Here is a 16,488-nt window from a genome sequence, read left to right as displayed (position 1 = left end):
GTGTTCAACACGGGTTTTGTATTTTTAGTGTATTTCTAGGCTGCCATCCTATGGGTTAAAAGCCTTTGATGTTTTCTGCTTCTAGCTCAGAGAAGTACTTCACTGTCTTCACTTTCAGTTCTTGTTGAGCTGGTTCGTCGCATACGATCACCGCTTTAGGGTGAAGCTGAAGTGCAGAAACTGTCCATAGATGGTTTACACAACCTTCCACGGCTGCTTCAAGTGCCTGAGCTTTGTTATGGCCAGTGACCAAGATCATCACTTCTTCTGAGTCTAGAAGCGTACCAACACCGATAGTCAGCGCGTATTTAGGCACTTGGTTGATATCGCCGTCAAAGAAGCGAGAGTTCGCAATGCGAGTGTCTTCAGTGAGGGTCTTGATGCGAGTACGAGAAGAAAGAGATGACGCTGGCTCGTTGAACGCGATGTGACCGTCGTTACCCACGCCGCCCATGAACAGGTTGATCTTGCCGTAAGACTTAATTTTGTCTTCGTAACGCTTACATTCTGCGTCGTGATCGTCTGTGTTACCGTTCAGTAGGTTGATATTTTCTTCTTGAATATCAATGTGATTAAAGAAGTTGTTGTACATGAATGAGCGGTAAGATTCTGGGTGATCCGCAGGGATGCCAATGTACTCATCCATGTTAAAAGTCACGACGTTTTTGAAGCTGACTTCGCCAGCTTGGTAAAGCTCGATTAGGGCTTTGTAGGTTGCTAGAGGAGTGCCACCAGTTGGTAGACCCAGAACGAATGGACGCTCAGCAGTAGGTTTAAAGTCGTTGATACGCTTAGCGATATGCGCAGCTGCCCACTTACCTACTTGTGCTGCTCGAGTTAACGGGATAAGTCTCATTTTGTGCCCCTAGTTATTGGAATTGACGATGTACTGAAACATTAATTCGCATTATAAAATAAGTAATGGCGAACTGCTATTGTTTTAGGTCAAAATTTTGCTTTTTCTTTAACCAATGTTGGTTTTGTCGACGATTTTTATATCTAAAAGCTTTTATAAGACGATTTTTTACAAAGAAATTGCATTATGAAACTGACGAATCAATAGATAAAATTTATGATCTAAATTAAGTTCTGCCTTCGCACTTAACCTTGTTTTTTAACAACCTACAGAGTGCGAAATCGCACACGAACTTCAAATATTATGGGTTAGATATGGCATGGCGCTCATTCTTTAACCATAATTGAAATGTGTAAACCAGTGAGGAATTCGGTATGAAAAATGAGTTAGATCCGAGCAAAGTACTACAGGCTTACGAATGTGTGATGAACAACGGTACGCCAACCGAATTTGGTAAAATGTATGAAGGTGTAGAAGCGTTTTCTGACTACGATGGGTACAACGTTTTCTTGAGAGGGAATGGTGTTGAGCTAAAAATTGGCTTCCACAACACCTATCACTTGGAATATGACCAAGAGCATTTGAAAGAGAGCTTTCTGAAAAAGATTGCGACGCTCGCCAAGTAAACGGTCATCACCCAAATATTAAAAAAGCCCTTGGGAGAATGCCCCCTTGGGCTTTAGGAGAAGAAATGAGCTTGTCTTGCTCGCTCAGTAAAGTCAAACGAGCTTTCGCCTACTGCTAGAAAAAGGCGAGAACTAGGTTATTGGTTATTAATCGTCTTCAACCAAACTCTCTTCAATGTATTCTTCTGTGGCGTCAGGCTTGTTACGACCATTTAGCGTATGGAAGCGCTTGCGACCACGAGCAAGTTGGGTGTACTTTAGCCACGTACGCTCAAGTTTTGTTTTTGCTTTGCCCGGGTTTTCTAACACCTTGATGAAGTGTTTCTCTTCGCTGTTTTCAGGTGTTAATTCGCCTGACTCTAAGCCAAGCATTGTATCCCCATAAATTGTTAGGATTTCCTCTTCTGAAAGAGTAAAATCGCCAGACTTTGCAAAGCCGCGTGGGAATTTTACGTTATCGTAAAAACGTTTTTTGCCATGACGGAATTCAGTGTCAGACATGTCAACAGCCTCTGTAACCGTTATTGATGAATGTAGTGAACTTACGGCGAAAATTAGGCTTAAATCTAACAAAAGAAAAACAAAACTTTTTTGTCGTCATGATTTTAATTAGTTGTTAATCTGGTTTTATATTAACCAGGAGATGGTTTATGGATGTAAAAGTCTTTCGAACATTTTTAGAGCTGGCAAGAGTTCGTCACTTCGGACGTGCTGCTGAGAACCTTTATATTACCCAAGCCGCTGTGAGCGCACGTATCAAACAATTGGAAAGTTACTTCGATACGCAATTGTTTATTCGTGATCGAAATAACATAAAGTTGACCTCTGCAGGTGAGCGCTTAATCAGCTATGCCGAGGTAATGGTCACTACATTGCAACAAGCGAAGCTAGAATTATCGCTTGAAGATGGCAAAGCGCTGCAACTAACGTTAGGTGGCACGCCAAACATTTGGGACGCTTATTTACAGAATTGTTTAAGTGTCGTCACAGATTCGTTTGGTGGTTATGGCTTCATGGCAGAAGTGATGGGACGTGAGATGCTCAGTCGTAGCTTGCTAGAGCGCACGTTAGATATGGCATTTGCGTTCGATCAGATCAAAGCTGATGAGCTTAACTGTAAAAAAGTGGCAGATGTTGTTCTCGTTCTGGTATCAACTGAGAAAGATTCTTTAGACACCGTTTTCGAAAACAAATATGTGTACGTTGACTGGGGGACGCGTTTCTCCTCAGAGCATTCTGAACGTCACCCTAAGATTCCGGCTCCATATTTACGCACTTCAACAGCGCGTATCGCATTGGACTTTATTTTAGAGAAGGGTGGAGCCGCGTACTTACCAATCTCTCTTGTGGAGCCATTTATCGCCAATGGGCAGCTTTACAAGGTGTCTGGAGTAGAAGATTGGTGTCGCCCTATCTATTTGAGCTATCGTAAAGCTAGCTCGTCTGTAGACGCGATTAAGCAAGTGGAAGAAATTGTCAAAGAGATCGATCCACTGACCGCTTACAGTTTTCAGCAAATTGGTTCTGGCACTTCCGACGAATAGCGTTGAATGAAAAGTCAGAAAAACGAAAAAGCCGCCTTGAGAAATCAAGGCGGCTTTGTTTTTATCTCGATGAATCGATAGTTATGGTAAGTCAAACAACAGGGCTGTTGTGCTTTCGTTTGATGTATTGCGCAAAACAACCTTACTCTGGTGTTCAACCTTCGCGCCGTCGCCAGCCGTCAAAGTGGTATTGTCGACACTAAGGCTCCCAGTCACTTGATGGATGAATAGATTTCGGCCCGACTCAATCTCAAAGTTTAGTTCGCTACTTGGTTCAAGAATTAACTGATGCAAAGTCGCATCTTGCTTAATAAGTAGCGTGCCGTTTTCTCCAGTTGGAGTTGCGATAGTCGTTAACCCAGGATTGCGACCAAAATCTTTTTGCTGATAACCTGGTTTGGTTCCAAATGTGTTCGGTTGAATCCAAATCTGTAGAAACCGCAGCGTATCTTGGTTCGATGCATTGTACTCACTGTGGTAAATCCCTTTCCCTGCCGACATGAGTTGGAATTCACCTGCAGGTAGTGTTTTGACGTTACCTTCACTGTCTTTGTGTGCGATAACACCTTCCAACACATAGCTGATGATCTCCATATCACGGTGGCCATGTGTATCAAAACCCGCGCCAGGCTTGACTACATCGTCATTAATGACTCTCAGCTCAGAAAAGCCCATATGTTGAGGATCGTAGTAGCTACCAAAAGAAAACGTATGTTTGCTATCAAGCCAGCCAAAGTTTGCTCGACCTCGGTCTGCTGCATGTCTTACCGTAATCATAAGGCCTCCTTAAGAGAGCTTTTTGTTTAAAAAGTTATCTAACGCTGCTTTACCTGCGCCAGAGAACGCCAGAGAAACGCTCGCTGCCAGTAATGCCAAGCCAAACTCGTAACCGTTGTTTGCCATGAACAGGCCATTCTCAAAGTGGACAGAGAATATCGCTACCACCATCGTGAACGCCAAAGCAACCGCTGCTGGTCGAGTTAGCAGACCAAGTAAAATGAACAAGCCGCCAAAGAACTCTGCGCTGCCCGCAAGTAACGCCATGAGTACGCCAGGACCTAAACCGATAGATGCCATCCACTGACCTGTGCCTTCTAGGCCGTAGCCACCAAACCAGCCAAATAGTTTTTGTGCGCCGTGCGCCATAAAGATAATGCCGATTGGAACGCGAAGTGATAGTGCGCTGTAACCTGCGTTTGATGTGGTAATTTTCTGTAATAGTGCTTTCATGATTCTGTCCTCTGACTCTTTTCAATGAGTGGGAAGCGTGTGCTCCCGTGCTGTTGAGAACAGTTTAGGTAGAGGCGAGCATAAAAATAACGGGAGGATTTTGATAAACTCGTTCTAAAAAATTGAATGATTGGTTTTTATTTATTTAAATCAATGTCTTGATTTTTATATTCGGGTGTTTATTTGCCGATTATTGTCTGTTTTAAATCAAGGTCTGTCATTATTTTCGATAAACATTTTTGCTGTTAAACAAAAAAAAGAGCACATGTACTGTGCTCTATTGCTTTCGCTTTTAACAAGGGAGAAAGGTGTGTTAAAGAAAACCGTCAGAGGTTCATTAAGCTCTCTAATGACTCCTCTACATTGTTGTAGTGATAAGTTCGAATATTACGTCCATCCGTCGCATTAATCTGAATTTCTGAGATCTCGTTATCTGAGTCTCTTTCGATAATTCCAATAGAATGATCTACGGATTTACTGGTAATAACCTTTTGGTTTCTTAATACAATTACGCAAGTATGTAAGTCCATGCCAATTCCCTTTAGCCGACGTTGTTGTGATGTTCTGGATCTAACTTTAGTGTACAAAAGCGCTAATGCCAATAAATCTCAATATTGAGTTCCGAAAGTGGCTAATTGTGGGCGCTTAAGCAAGCTACAATAACACTATATTGAACGATGCCTATGAACAATAAATGACAAAAGGCATGAGCAAGGAAAGCACTATGTTTATTCACCCCTATACCTCACTGACCTTCGAGCAGTGTCACAAGGCGCGAGTCGCGCGAGACAGTCGTTTTGATGGGCGATTTTATGTGGCGGTAAAAACAACGGGAATCTTTTGTCGTCCGATTTGCCCGGCAAATTTGCCTAAAGAAGAAAATGTTGAGTATTTCGCTGATAAGACGCAAGCCCTTCAAGCAGGGTACCGTCCGTGTTTACGCTGTCGACCTGACAGCGCGCCTGGATCTTGGGCATGGAAAGGTGTCGAGACGACCTTTCAACGAGCGATTTCGTTAATTGATAGAGGGGAGTTGCATCACCATTCGGTGTCTGAGTTGGCTGAGCGTGTTGGGATTTCTGACCGTTACTTACGTATGTTGTTTGAGCAGTATCTAGGTATGTCACCCAAGCAGTATGCGCAATATCAGCAACTAATGTTCGCCAAACAGTTGCTTCACTCCAGCTCTATGTCGGTCACCGACGTGGGGTTTGCGTCAGGTTTTAACAGTACGCGCCGCTTTAACGATGCTTTTCAAAAGTTTCTCAAACTAACGCCTTCTCAAGTACGCCGTAAAGAGTTTGATGGTGCGGGTTGCAATCGAATTGCCTTACCTTATCGAGGTGAGTTGAATTGGTCGCACATGTTGGACTTCTATCGTTTACGAGCGGTTGAGGGGGTCGAGCAGGTGAGGGATGAGAGTTATCAGCGCAACGTTTTTTTGGATAACAGCAAAGCCTGGTTTAAAGCGACAAAAGGTGAAGGATACTTAGAACTGGCGTTTGAAATTGAAGACGTAACGAAGCTGCAAAACTTGGTGTCTGACATTCGTCGTATGTTCGATCTTGACGCTGATATTTGTACTGTTGAGCAGCATTTGGAGTATGTTGCGCCTGGGCTCGTGTCGAGTAAAGGTATTCGTATTCCTGGTGTATGGAGTGCATGGGAAGCAGGGGTTAGAGCGATTTTAGGCCAGCAAGTGTCGGTTAAAGCTGCGATTGGTCAACTTAACTTATTGGTGGCCACACTTAGTGGAGAGTCAGAAAAACGTTTTTTCCCGACTCCCAGTGATATTGCGAACGCCGACGTGAGCTTTTTGCGCATGCCGCAAAGCCGTAAAGAGACGCTAGTGCGCTTCGCCCAGTTTATGCAGGACAACTCAGAAGCTGACCCCCAACAGTGGCTAGCTTTGAAAGGCATTGGACCTTGGACCGTCAGTTATGCTCAACTGCGAGGGCAATCTCAACCCGATTGCTTTCTAGATAAAGACTTAGTGGTGAAAAAGGCGATGCAGCGTTACCCATCACTGAATACGCACACTGCGGCCCCTTGGGGAAGCTACGCGACGTTTCACTTATGGAATCAATCATGAAAACATTTTATACCGAAATGCCGAGTCCACTAGGAACGGTGACTATCCAATCGAACGCTGAGGGCTTACTTGGCATTTGGTTTGAAACATGCACCACTAAGCCGAGTGAGCTGGGGGTGCGAGACGAGCAGCATCCGGTCTTGCGCCAAGCTGTCACCCAACTGGATGAATACTTTGCTGGTCTGCGCAACGAATTCGACTTGCCCCTTGCAGCGACAGGCACTGATTTTCAAAATCAAGTTTGGCAGGCACTAACGACCATTCCATATGGGGAAACGTGGAGCTATCAAGATCTCGCGAATGCGATAGGTAACCCTAAAGCTGTGCGTGCTGTTGGGTTAGCAAACGGGAAGAATCCGATTTCTATCGTGGTACCTTGTCATCGCGTTATTGGCAAAAGCGGAAAACTGACTGGGTATGCAGGTGGAGTGGAGCGCAAGCAACGTTTGCTCGCGCTGGAGCAAGGTACACCGCTTTAAGTGAGGCGATTCTCATATTGGGATTAAGCGTGCTACACAGGGGTAACGATAGTATAGAGTTTCATATTCGTTATACGAATAGAAAAAGGACAATAAGGACATGCCTTTCAAAACGGATTTTGATGCCTTCATGAGTGAGTGTTGGCAGCATCACGAGGAAAATCCCGAACAAGTTTATGCTCAGCTAGAAACGGCTCTGAGCGAGGTGGAAGACGTTACCCAAATCGAGCGAATATTCGCATTGATGCTGCATACCGCTATTGGGCATCTCCAGTGCCCAGAACAGTTTCTTACTTGTTTAGAGCACTTTGATGAACGCAAGGTTGCTGAGAGTTTGGCATTTCAACGCAGTATTGCCGTTGCGCGCTATTTCGTAGATGGCACTGACAATATGGAATTATTGGAAGAGCAAGAACAACGCCGAGTTTACGCTTTGATTTCGAATGAACTTTCTGCACTTGCTCAGCTTGAACTGGCGAGTCAATGGTTGGTGAAAGCAGCGTTAGGAATGACGCCGAACGATGCAGAAGGGCCATTAGCGCGCGCTATAGCGATCACTGCAAACAACTTAGCATGTCAGTACGAAGCGCTGGCTGAGCGCACGTCCATGGAAAAATCGAAGATGTTAGAAGCAGCAACACTCGCGCTAGACTATTGGAAAGTGGCTGGGGGTTGGATGCAAGAAGAGCGCGCAGAGTATCGCTTAGCGATGAGCTTGCTTAAAGCGGATAAACCGCAAGAAGCCAAAGTGCATGCTGAGCGCTGTGAAGATATTTGTCAGCAACATGGTAGCGACGCGCTTGAGCTGTTCCACGCACATGACTTGCTGATGCAAGTACACTTCCATCTTAGCCAGAAATATAAAGCTAAATTGGATGAAGAGATGCAGCAGCACTGCAAAACGAGCTCGTTGACGTGATCTTAGCGTTGAATGAAAAAAGCCCCGAGCGACTGGCTGGGGGCTTTAGGGTTGTTGACTATGCAGCGATGATTATGCTGCTTGCGCTTTTGCTTGGTATCGTCCTGGTTTATGGTTCATCGCCAAAATCAAGTTCGTAGCGATGGCACCTAGAACAGATAGAGCGATAAGGTGCACATCTACAATCAACAGTGACATCACCACGATGGCACAATCTAACGCCATTTGAACTTTACCCGCTCGAACTCCAAAACGTTCCTGAAGGTACAACGCTAGAATGTTAAAGCCACCCAAACTCATTTTGTGACGGAAAATTACCAACATACCGATTCCAATCAGCCCACCACCCAAAAGTGCCGCATAGAAAGGTTCGATTCGTGAAATCTCAATCACATGATGCAGATGATCGACCGCAAAAGAGACAATCGAAACCGCAATAAAGGTATTGATAGTGAAGCGCCAACCCATGCGCATCACAGATAAAATATAAAAAGGGAGGTTAAGAGCGAAAAATATCTGACCAAAACTGAAGTCACTCACTTTGGTTAGGAAGATCGCCAAACCAGCCGTACCGCCAGTGAGCAATCCTACTTTGCTAAAAAATATCACCCCAAGTGACACCAACGCACTGCCGAGCGTCAGAGCCAAGAGGTTCTCTCTTAGGCTATGATCTTTGTCCATAAATTAATTTCCTTGGTTTAAAAACCGCGCCGGAGATAACACGTCTCACGGACGCGATAGACAATCGCCAAAATAGCAACTAACAAATCGGCCAATAAAATGTCTCGAAAAGTGATGGATGTCGAGTTTTTGGACGAGATTATGATGATATTAACCTGTTTAACATAATGTACACAGATAGAAAAACAACAAGGAAAAGTTATGATTAAGAAAGTTGGCAACACCCAAATCAGCACATTACATCGACTGAGTTGTCACTGTGGAAAAGTTGAGCTGGAACTGGCGTTACCCAATGGTATTGAGAAGCCGAGACGGTGTGACTGTTCTATGTGTCGACGTCGTGGCGCGATTGTCGCGTCTGTACCTTTGAACGGTATTCGTATTGTGCAAGGCGAAGAAGTCTTGAAGCAGTATCAATTTAATACACACACTGCGAAGCACTTTTTCTGTGGCGAGTGCGGTATTTATACGCACCATCAGCGTCGTTCTGACCCGAGTGAGTATGGCTATAATGTCGGCTGCTTAGAGGGCGTCAACCCATATGAGTTGGGAGCGATTGAAGTGATGGATGGCGTTAACCATCCATCCGACCGTTAGGTTACATTGCAAGTTAAGTGACTAATTCTAGGTGTTTTTAAGTAAATAAACCGCTATTCATCCACAAGTGTACCGCAATACTGGCGGCATAACCCAAGGCGATGACGGGAGCCCACTTTAGGTGGCCAAAGAAGGTGTATTGTCCACGCGCGGCTCCCATTAAAGCGACGCCTGCCGCGGAGCCAATGGAAAGCAAACTGCCCCCGACACCTGCGGTTAATGTGACGAGTAGCCAGTTGCCCATCGACATGCTTGGTTCCATGGTCAGTACAGCAAACATAACCGGAATGTTATCGACGATTGCAGATAGGACACCAACCATTACGTTTGCCCAGACTGGGTTCCATTGCGTGTACATGACGTTTGAAACCAGTTCGAGGTAGCCAAGTAAACTTAAACCGCCAACACACATTACAACACCGTAGAAGAACAACAAGGTGTCCCATTCGGCTCGAGACACACGATGAAACACATCAAACGGAACCACTGAGCCTAAGCGCTTCAATGCCTGATCATCGCCATTGGCAATTGCCATAGCTGCTTTTTTTGCGAGTGAGTGTTTAAGAGTTTGACGCAAAAAATATCCGAAAAACTGTAAGTACGCCAAGCCCATCATCATGCCCATAACGGGTGGGAAGTGCAGCATAGCATGGAAAGAGACTGCGGTGGCAATCGTCAAAATGAACAACGCGACAATACGCCTTGCCCCGCGTTTTAGCTCAACGTGTTGGTGAATCGTATTCGGTTTTGTGTTTGGAACAAAAAGTGACATCAAAAATGCGGGAACCAAGTAGTTCACCAATGACGGTACAAACAACGGAATGAACTCAGCAAAGCTGACATGACCGGCCTGCCACACCATCAGGGTTGTAATATCTCCAAATGGGCTGAATGCACCGCCAGCGTTGGCTGCGATAACAATGTTGATACAAGCAAGATTGACGAACTTAGGATTATCACCAGAGACTTTCATCACTACAGCGCACATCAAAAGGGCTGTAGTTAAGTTATCGGCAATCGGTGAAATGACAAAAGCGAGAAACCCCGTCAGCCAGAACAACTTTTTGAATCCAAAACCTTTACCAACCATCCACGCCTGTAAGGCATCGAAGAGTTTGCGTTCTTCCATTGCGTTGATGTAAGTCATCGCCACGAGCAAAAACAGCAGCAACTCGGCATATTCCAACAAGTTGTGTTCTAGTGCGGATTTGGCGATTTCAGGCTGGTTGTGCTGAGCAAAGGTGTAGCCAATCAGAATCCAAATTAACCCTGCAGCGAGCAGCACTGGCTTGGATTTTCTCATTTTCAGATACTCTTCCAACATAACCAGTATGTAAGCGATCGAAAAGATAATCAGAGCCGCGTAACCGACACCAGAATTAACAAGATTCAGTTCATTGGTTGATGCAGCAAAGGTGGCGCTAGAGAACAACAAACAGCAGAAAGCCACAATTGGATAGATTGGCATAGACATTTCTCCTTTGTCTGGTTGGAGAAATATTAGCCACAAATGAATGAGTTAGTTGTGAGAGAGCTCGAATTAACAGTAGGAGTTAGGAAATGATAGTGTGCGCCACTATTTTCTGAGTGACGCAATGCTTGCTGCGCCGAATAAAACCGCAGCGGCATATAAACCGTAAGTTAACCAGTGACTAATCTCTAAAAAAGGAACGAGTCCTTGACCTGCCCACATACAGCCTCCGTTTAATGAGCAATGTTGTAATAGTCGAGCCAATTTAAAGGAAATGAACAATGTTTTTTGTGAGTGAAAGCAAATTCTGAAGGATTAGAAAGTCAAAAATTGGTCAGTGAGAGAGAAATCTCATTTTTAACTGGCTAGCTCTAACCCTTTTGAGTTAAAGCTAGCTATATCTAGAGCTGAATGCATTTAGCGTAGGAGCCATTTTTTCAACGGTGAAGCGTCAATTGCTTTCACAAGCAGTATGGTTGCAACAATCGTTGCAGGATAAATAAACACATCTTTCGCGAGGTGTTGCAGCCCGATAAATCCAGCGACATTCATCATGACAATTATGATAAGCAGATGGCTAACATATATTCCTAACACGCTAGGAGATAGTTTGAAGACCCAAGGCATGTCGCCAAAATGAGGGTGAGCCAAAAGCCACATAAAGACACCTACAGCCCAGATAACGGTACCGAATAGGAAGTCGTGCGAGTTGAAAGCGATGTCATGTTGCATCAGCCAGTAAGCTTCACCAAAATGCAGTGCTATGCCAAGAATAATGCATCGAACCGTATTGTTTCGCGACCACCGCCACTGCGCTTCTCGTGCGAAATAACCCAGAACAACTAGCAACGTGCTGAAAAAAGGCCCGTTACGAGTAAAGAAAGGCGCTGGCAGGTCGGTAATGGTCGCGTAACTGCCAGCAAAGACCCCGTATATGTATAGCAATACTGCAGTTGGCAGTATCAGTTGCACCATATTGATATGCACGAGAAAGGCAATTAACGCTACGGCAATGACCAGAGCCGGAATAAACCACAGATGAACGAGTCCGCCTTCGATGAGTGAATTGATCGGGGTTGACATTAAGTACCCCCAATAACCTTGCCTTTCGGCGAGATACCCAGCCTCAGCGACCGTCTGCCATTGGAATGGCATCAGTAAACTGATCATGCTCCAAATGAGCCAAACCTTCATTAACGGTTTGGCGTAGTTCTTAAGAGTATCGATAGGTGAGTGACTCAACTTCGGCTGGATTAGATAACCCGAGATGAGAAAGAACAGCGGAACAGCAAAACGAGCCAGTTGGTTGAGCATATAGCCAACCCATGGTATCCCATCCCACTGCCAGTACGTCAGTGCCATCTGGCAATGCAAACCCACAATCGCAAGCATCGCAATGATACGTGCAAACTCTAAGCTGGCTATTTTTTGTTTCTTTGCCATTACATTGTTTACCTAAATAAAAAACTTAGGTGAAAATAGCAGGTTGTTACTGAAGTAATGCGTGAAAAAGTCAACAGACTTGCGCTTACATTGAAGCTGTTTTGAAAATTAAGACTTACTTCAAACTTCTTAATTATTAACCTATTAACGCAATCAATACCTGATTCGTGAGTCGAAAATAGCACTGAATAATGGTTAGACCAGTTAACTCGAGATTGCAAAAAAAAACGATCGTGCTAAAAATAAGACTATGCAAAAAGGAAAAGTGACAAAAGAGTTTATTCTGCAGCGGGCTTTTGAGATCGCCAGCGAAGACGGATTAGAAAGTCTTACGATTGGAGAGTTAGCCAAGCAATGCGGTATGTCGAAAAGTGGTCTGTTTGCCCACTTTAATTCGAAGTTGAATTTACAGCTATCGGTGCTTGATCACGCCAATAAAGTGTTCGCTGATCGGGTTGTTGAGCCTGCTCGAGAACTCGGGGATGGCAATATCGAGCGTAAAATTCGAGGGTTGCTCGACTCTTGGATGACTTGGAATCACGCATTCCAAGGAAGTTGTATGTTTCTTGACGCTTGGAATGATACGGCAGATAAAGATTGCCCGCTTCAGGCCGGACTGCGTAAATCCATAGACACTTGGCTGAGCTATTTGGAGATCCAAATAGCGAAAGGCAAAGAGAAGCAAGAATTTTCAGCAGACTTAGATACACGCCAAGCAACGTTTGATTTGTACGGTCTCTATTTGAGTGCGCATGTTTTTTACTCAATTAAAGGTGAGCAAGAAAGCTTGCGTCTGTTTTGGCAAGGGATCGACAACTTATTTTCTCGCTGGAAAGGCTAATATCGGTTATTCGCTTCCCAGATTCGTAGACATAAAATCACAAAGAGCGGCTGAGTTCGCTCTTTCTTATCAGCGTAAAAAGCACGACCGTTCTATTTTGTGCAAAGCTGGTAGTTAAGGACATGATTATGAGTGAAAAAATTTACTTTAATACATCGCAACGTTTCAGTATTAAGCGCAGTTTGGTGAACATTAGTACTCGGTTACACCATACACTGGCCCCGTCACATGCAAAGAAGACCGCGCGCAAGCTTCTTCTGACACCGGCTCGTACGCAACCTAAAAATATTGAGCCTCAAGGGCTTATCAAAGGTGAAATTAAAGGGCATGCAGGCATCATCAAAACCTATACTTTGGGCTCTGGACCTATTTGGGTGCTAACTCATGGTTGGTCTGGAACGGCAAGTCAGTTTTATCCACTGATGGAACATATTGCGTCGAAAGGGTTTACTGCTTTGGCGTACGATCATCCGGCACATGGTGAGAGTGAGGGGCAGTATGGGCACATTCCGGGGTTTGTCAGAGGATTAGAAGATGTGTTGGATACGGTCGAGGATATTGTTGGCCTAGTTGGGCACAGCATGGGCACCGCTTCTGCTCTTGAGTGTAGGCACAGTAAATTAGAAAACAAGCCTTTGCTGCTTATTGCTCCGGTATTAAATTACGTAGAGAACTTATTCGGTAGCATTGCACGTTCCGGTTACTCGATGAAGCTTTTTAATGCTGTGGTTTCAGAAGTTGAAGACCAATTTGGTTATCCGTTACAGTCCATTGATCCGATGAAGCGTTTGTCTGAGCGTCCGTCTCACACCATTATTATTCATGATGAGCAAGACAAGTTCACCAAATACAGTGTCTCGGCAAAAGCGGCTGAAGAGATTAAAAACGTTGAGTTAGTGACAACACAAGGTCAGGGGCATGGTAGAGTGATGAAGTGTGAGCAAGTCTTCAGTAGTTTTGACCGTTTGCTCGATAGTGCTTGGTAACCCTTACTTTTACTGATTGACTCGCTCCGTTTTGCGCTAATTCGATTTGAAAGTAACACCTCAGATTTTTTCGTCTCTGGTGTTGCTCTCCTCGTTAAGAGGTTAAATCCAAAAAGGACAGCCGAAGCTGTCCTTTGTTTATTTAGCAGAAAGTCTGCAAGGCTGAAATTAGTTACAGTTAGCTACGCCAACTTCTTTCCAAACGCCCCATTCGCCAGATTGGCTAGGATCGTCACCCTGAGTCCACCATTTCGCTTCCCACGTTTTACCTGCGTGAGTCACTTGGTTACCACCTGTGTACACTGCGCTCGCATCCCATGCGTTGTCACAAGTACCAGGGTTCGGATCGGTTGTGTGCTGTGCAACAACCACTGTCGCGCTTGCCGATGAAGACGCTTTACCGTCGCTCACACTTACAGTGAAGCTTAAGCTTGTGTCTTGCGGGTATTCCGCAGCAGTGAACGTGACTTTGGAGCCTTCAACCGTTGCATTCAGACCTTGAGGTAGAGTCCAGTTGAATGTCAGGGTATCGTTGTCTGCATCGCTAGACGCAGATGCATCTACAACCACAACGTCACCAGCGTTTGCTGTTGCTGGAGCAACAACTTGCGCTATTGGTGCGCTGTTCACTGGGTCAACAACACCTGCTGGTTTCACTGTTACTACAACGAGGTCAGATGCCGTTGCACCTTCGTTATCAGACACCGTCAGCTTAAAAGTTAATTGCTCTTCAACAGTAACTTCTGCTGCATCAAAGCTTGCTTTCGCTGAGTTTGCACCTGTTAGTGCCACTGCTGTGCCAGATACTTGTTCCCAAGCGTAGCTTGCGATGGTGCCGTCAGAGTCTTTTGACAGGCTGCCATCTAGAACCACATTTGCAGGACCTGTTACCGATTGATCTGCGCCAGCGGCTGCGGTTGGCTTACGGTTTGGTTGAGGAACCACACCACCAGCCATACCTTCGTGCATCGCGTTTAGAATGTCACCGTTATCCGCGTCAATTTCCCAAGAGAATAGACCAGCAAGACCAAGAGACTTCGCGTAGCTACCTTTTGCTAGCACTGAACGGTGGTCATCAAATGTGATCAACTCGCCCGTAGTACGGTTCCATACCCATGGTGCTTCTGCTTGTGCATCGTAGCCGTACTCGAAGCCGTTAATACCAGTGTTGTTTGCACCTAGCATGAATGACTTAATGCCTTTGTAGTCAATTACGCCATCTTCCCAAACACCTTGCGCTGTGCTGCCCTTCAGTTTACCTGTAGCAGTACCCGTCATTGGGTCGTTTGGATCGGTTAGCGTATCTGGAGTTACGCCTTCCCAGCCACGACCGTACATTGCTGTACCAAGTACTAGCTTGTTTGCAGGAACGCCTTGAGCAAGAAGAAGTTGGATGCCGTTATCTGCTGTGTAAGCAGGACCTTTGTACGGTTCGCCGTTCTCATCAACGCCACTACCGTCACACTGACCAGGACGCATGAATGAACCACAGTAAAGCGCAGTCTGGTGACCAGGAACGTTGTTCCAACCGCCGTAGAAGTCGTAAGTCATTGCGAAGATGTAATCCATGTACTGCACCGCATCTGCGTAGTCTACGTCTTCAATCTTGTCGTAACCGACACCGATAGCGGACGTTAGCTCGTAAGTACGGCCTGTCTCAGCTTCTAATTCATCAAGCATTACGCGCAGTTCACGCATCAGTGCGATGTATGCTGGGCCATCGTTTACAGGGTCGCCCTTATCGGCTGCTGCACCGCCGCCGCCAGGGAATTCCCAGTCGATATCAACACCGTCGTAGAATTTCCAAGTTTTCAGGAACTTCTTAACTGATGCGACGAATGTGTCTCGGTTTTTCTTGTCCACGAAATCGAAGAATGGGTCAGACAGTGTCCAACCACCGATCGATGGGATGATTTTTAGATCAGGGTTACGTTGTTTCAATGCCATTAGCATTGCGTAGTTACCCTTGATAGGCGTGCTGTATTCATGACCAGCTTGTGGGAAGCTCTTCTGATAAGCAGCCCAAGGGTCATGGATAACGACTTCATAATCAGGCACACCTGTACAAGCAGTTTGTAGCGCATTGAAACTGTTGCCGCCAACAGACTTCACAGACTCATTTGGGCCACAAATTGGGATAAAACCGTAAAGGATGTGAGTCAAGTTGTCGACCGGCATATTATCGACGGTGTAGTCACGGCCATAGATGCCCCATTCAACAAAATACGTACCCATCACGACGCTTGGATCGGTATTGTAGGTTTTGTTGTTTGGATCAACATTCATCGTTAGTGGCTTCAGGTGAGAACCATCGGTATCTGCAATCGTGATTTCAGCTGGTGCGCTTTTCGCACAACCTGTCGCATCACATGCTTCGATTTCCATTTGGTATAAGCCACCTTGGCCGTATTCAAACGAAGCTGTCGTTTGGCTACCAGTGATAGGGCCGCTTGCTACTTTTACACCATCAAAATAGACGTTGTAAGTGTCACCAGGTGTGCCACTCCACTGGTTAAATTTAACAGTGATCTTCGCTTGCTCATGGTATTTCACCATGTCGTAGTAGCTTGACGTGGTTTCCATCGCGAGTTCAATTTTAGAAAACTGAAGGTTGTTGGAACCGTACATATCGATACTTGGTGCGGTTGGAGCCGCAACTGCAGCACCTGATAGCGCTAAAGCAACTCCAGCTGCACATAGGTTAAATCGAATCATAACTTCTC

Annotated in this window: 17 protein-coding genes; 8 read left to right on the top strand and 9 right to left on the bottom strand. The window is 45.3% G+C overall.

Going from position 1 to position 16,488, the window contains the following annotated elements:
* Nucleotides 1-55: 55 nt before the first annotated feature.
* Entirely contained in the window at nucleotides 56-856 is an 801-nt protein-coding gene (gene nagB / locus R7P69_RS00395; RefSeq protein WP_005374441.1) for a glucosamine-6-phosphate deaminase, read from the bottom strand.
* A 374-nt stretch (nucleotides 857-1,230) separates the two neighbouring features.
* Here nagB and R7P69_RS00390 point away from each other — a divergent pair, with 374 nt between their 5' ends.
* Nucleotides 1,231-1,482: a DUF3081 domain-containing protein gene (locus R7P69_RS00390; RefSeq protein ID WP_005374440.1), complete on the top strand. Its 252-nt coding sequence runs from the start codon at nucleotides 1,231-1,233 to the stop codon at nucleotides 1,480-1,482.
* A gap of 147 nt (nucleotides 1,483-1,629) precedes the next feature.
* Here R7P69_RS00390 and R7P69_RS00385 read toward each other — a convergent pair whose 3' ends face one another.
* On the bottom strand, nucleotides 1,630-1,983 hold the full coding sequence (locus R7P69_RS00385) for a DUF413 domain-containing protein (RefSeq protein WP_005374439.1): 354 nt from the start codon (nucleotides 1,981-1,983) through the stop codon (nucleotides 1,630-1,632).
* Nucleotides 1,984-2,132: 149 nt separating this feature from the next.
* Between R7P69_RS00385 and R7P69_RS00380 the strand changes: the two genes are divergently transcribed.
* On the top strand, nucleotides 2,133-3,026 hold the full coding sequence (locus R7P69_RS00380) for a LysR family transcriptional regulator (protein ID WP_176311387.1): 894 nt from the start codon (nucleotides 2,133-2,135) through the stop codon (nucleotides 3,024-3,026).
* An 81-nt stretch (nucleotides 3,027-3,107) separates the two neighbouring features.
* Here R7P69_RS00380 and R7P69_RS00375 read toward each other — a convergent pair whose 3' ends face one another.
* The 3 genes from R7P69_RS00375 to R7P69_RS00365 form a co-directional block, all read right to left on the bottom strand.
* Nucleotides 3,108-3,803, bottom strand: a complete 696-nt coding sequence (locus R7P69_RS00375; RefSeq protein ID WP_017821043.1) for a pirin family protein — start codon at nucleotides 3,801-3,803, stop codon at nucleotides 3,108-3,110.
* A 9-nt stretch (nucleotides 3,804-3,812) separates the two neighbouring features.
* Nucleotides 3,813-4,256, bottom strand: coding sequence for a DoxX family protein (locus R7P69_RS00370; RefSeq protein ID WP_005374434.1), 444 nt, complete (start codon nucleotides 4,254-4,256; stop codon nucleotides 3,813-3,815).
* Between the two features lie 326 nt (nucleotides 4,257-4,582).
* On the bottom strand, nucleotides 4,583-4,786 hold the full coding sequence (locus R7P69_RS00365; RefSeq protein ID WP_017633816.1) for a hypothetical protein: 204 nt from the start codon (nucleotides 4,784-4,786) through the stop codon (nucleotides 4,583-4,585).
* A gap of 194 nt (nucleotides 4,787-4,980) precedes the next feature.
* Between R7P69_RS00365 and R7P69_RS00360 the strand changes: the two genes are divergently transcribed.
* The 3 genes from R7P69_RS00360 (at nucleotide 4,981) to R7P69_RS00350 (ending at nucleotide 7,746) form a co-directional block, all read left to right on the top strand.
* Complete coding sequence (locus tag R7P69_RS00360; RefSeq protein ID WP_136976769.1) at nucleotides 4,981-6,348, top strand: AlkA N-terminal domain-containing protein; 1,368 nt, start codon at nucleotides 4,981-4,983, stop codon at nucleotides 6,346-6,348.
* Nucleotides 6,345-6,827 carry a methylated-DNA--[protein]-cysteine S-methyltransferase gene (locus tag R7P69_RS00355; protein WP_005374431.1) on the top strand — a complete coding sequence of 161 codons (483 nt, stop codon included), beginning with the start codon at nucleotides 6,345-6,347 and terminating at the stop codon, nucleotides 6,825-6,827. Before R7P69_RS00360 ends, R7P69_RS00355 begins: the two co-directional genes overlap by 4 nt.
* Nucleotides 6,828-6,927: 100 nt before the next feature.
* On the top strand, nucleotides 6,928-7,746 hold the full coding sequence (locus R7P69_RS00350; protein ID WP_064376354.1) for a hypothetical protein: 819 nt from the start codon (nucleotides 6,928-6,930) through the stop codon (nucleotides 7,744-7,746).
* A gap of 72 nt (nucleotides 7,747-7,818) precedes the next feature.
* Here the strand turns inward: R7P69_RS00350 and R7P69_RS00345 are convergent, their stop codons facing one another.
* Nucleotides 7,819-8,427 carry a YitT family protein gene (locus R7P69_RS00345; RefSeq protein ID WP_033907220.1) on the bottom strand — a complete coding sequence of 203 codons (609 nt, stop codon included), beginning with the start codon at nucleotides 8,425-8,427 and terminating at the stop codon, nucleotides 7,819-7,821.
* A 201-nt stretch (nucleotides 8,428-8,628) separates the two neighbouring features.
* Here R7P69_RS00345 and R7P69_RS00340 point away from each other — a divergent pair, with 201 nt between their 5' ends.
* Nucleotides 8,629-9,024 carry a GFA family protein gene (locus R7P69_RS00340; protein ID WP_033907219.1) on the top strand — a complete coding sequence of 132 codons (396 nt, stop codon included), beginning with the start codon at nucleotides 8,629-8,631 and terminating at the stop codon, nucleotides 9,022-9,024.
* A gap of 37 nt (nucleotides 9,025-9,061) precedes the next feature.
* Here R7P69_RS00340 and nhaD read toward each other — a convergent pair whose 3' ends face one another.
* Both nhaD and R7P69_RS00330 read right to left on the bottom strand, forming a co-directional pair.
* Entirely contained in the window at nucleotides 9,062-10,492 is a 1,431-nt protein-coding gene (gene nhaD / locus R7P69_RS00335) for a sodium:proton antiporter NhaD (protein WP_005383238.1), read from the bottom strand.
* 420 nt (nucleotides 10,493-10,912) lie between these two features.
* Nucleotides 10,913-11,938 carry an acyltransferase gene (locus tag R7P69_RS00330; protein WP_054578567.1) on the bottom strand — a complete coding sequence of 342 codons (1,026 nt, stop codon included), beginning with the start codon at nucleotides 11,936-11,938 and terminating at the stop codon, nucleotides 10,913-10,915.
* A 250-nt stretch (nucleotides 11,939-12,188) separates the two neighbouring features.
* Here R7P69_RS00330 and R7P69_RS00325 point away from each other — a divergent pair, with 250 nt between their 5' ends.
* Together R7P69_RS00325 and R7P69_RS00320 are read left to right on the top strand one after the other, a co-directional pair.
* Nucleotides 12,189-12,779: a TetR/AcrR family transcriptional regulator gene (locus R7P69_RS00325; protein WP_238952374.1), complete on the top strand. Its 591-nt coding sequence runs from the start codon at nucleotides 12,189-12,191 to the stop codon at nucleotides 12,777-12,779.
* Nucleotides 12,780-12,907: 128 nt separating this feature from the next.
* Entirely contained in the window at nucleotides 12,908-13,765 is an 858-nt protein-coding gene (locus tag R7P69_RS00320; RefSeq protein WP_017633823.1) for an alpha/beta hydrolase, read from the top strand.
* A 168-nt stretch (nucleotides 13,766-13,933) separates the two neighbouring features.
* Here the strand turns inward: R7P69_RS00320 and R7P69_RS00315 are convergent, their stop codons facing one another.
* Nucleotides 13,934-16,480, bottom strand: a complete 2,547-nt coding sequence (locus tag R7P69_RS00315; RefSeq protein ID WP_238952373.1) for a glycosyl hydrolase family 18 protein — start codon at nucleotides 16,478-16,480, stop codon at nucleotides 13,934-13,936.
* Nucleotides 16,481-16,488 lie beyond the last annotated feature (8 nt).

The organism is Vibrio sp. 661, from assembly GCF_033339315.1.
In the GTDB taxonomy this organism is placed as follows: Bacteria; Pseudomonadota; Gammaproteobacteria; order Enterobacterales; family Vibrionaceae; genus Vibrio; species Vibrio alginolyticus.
Note: the sequence above shows the minus strand (reverse complement) of the source record. Positions and strands in the feature narration are given on the sequence as shown.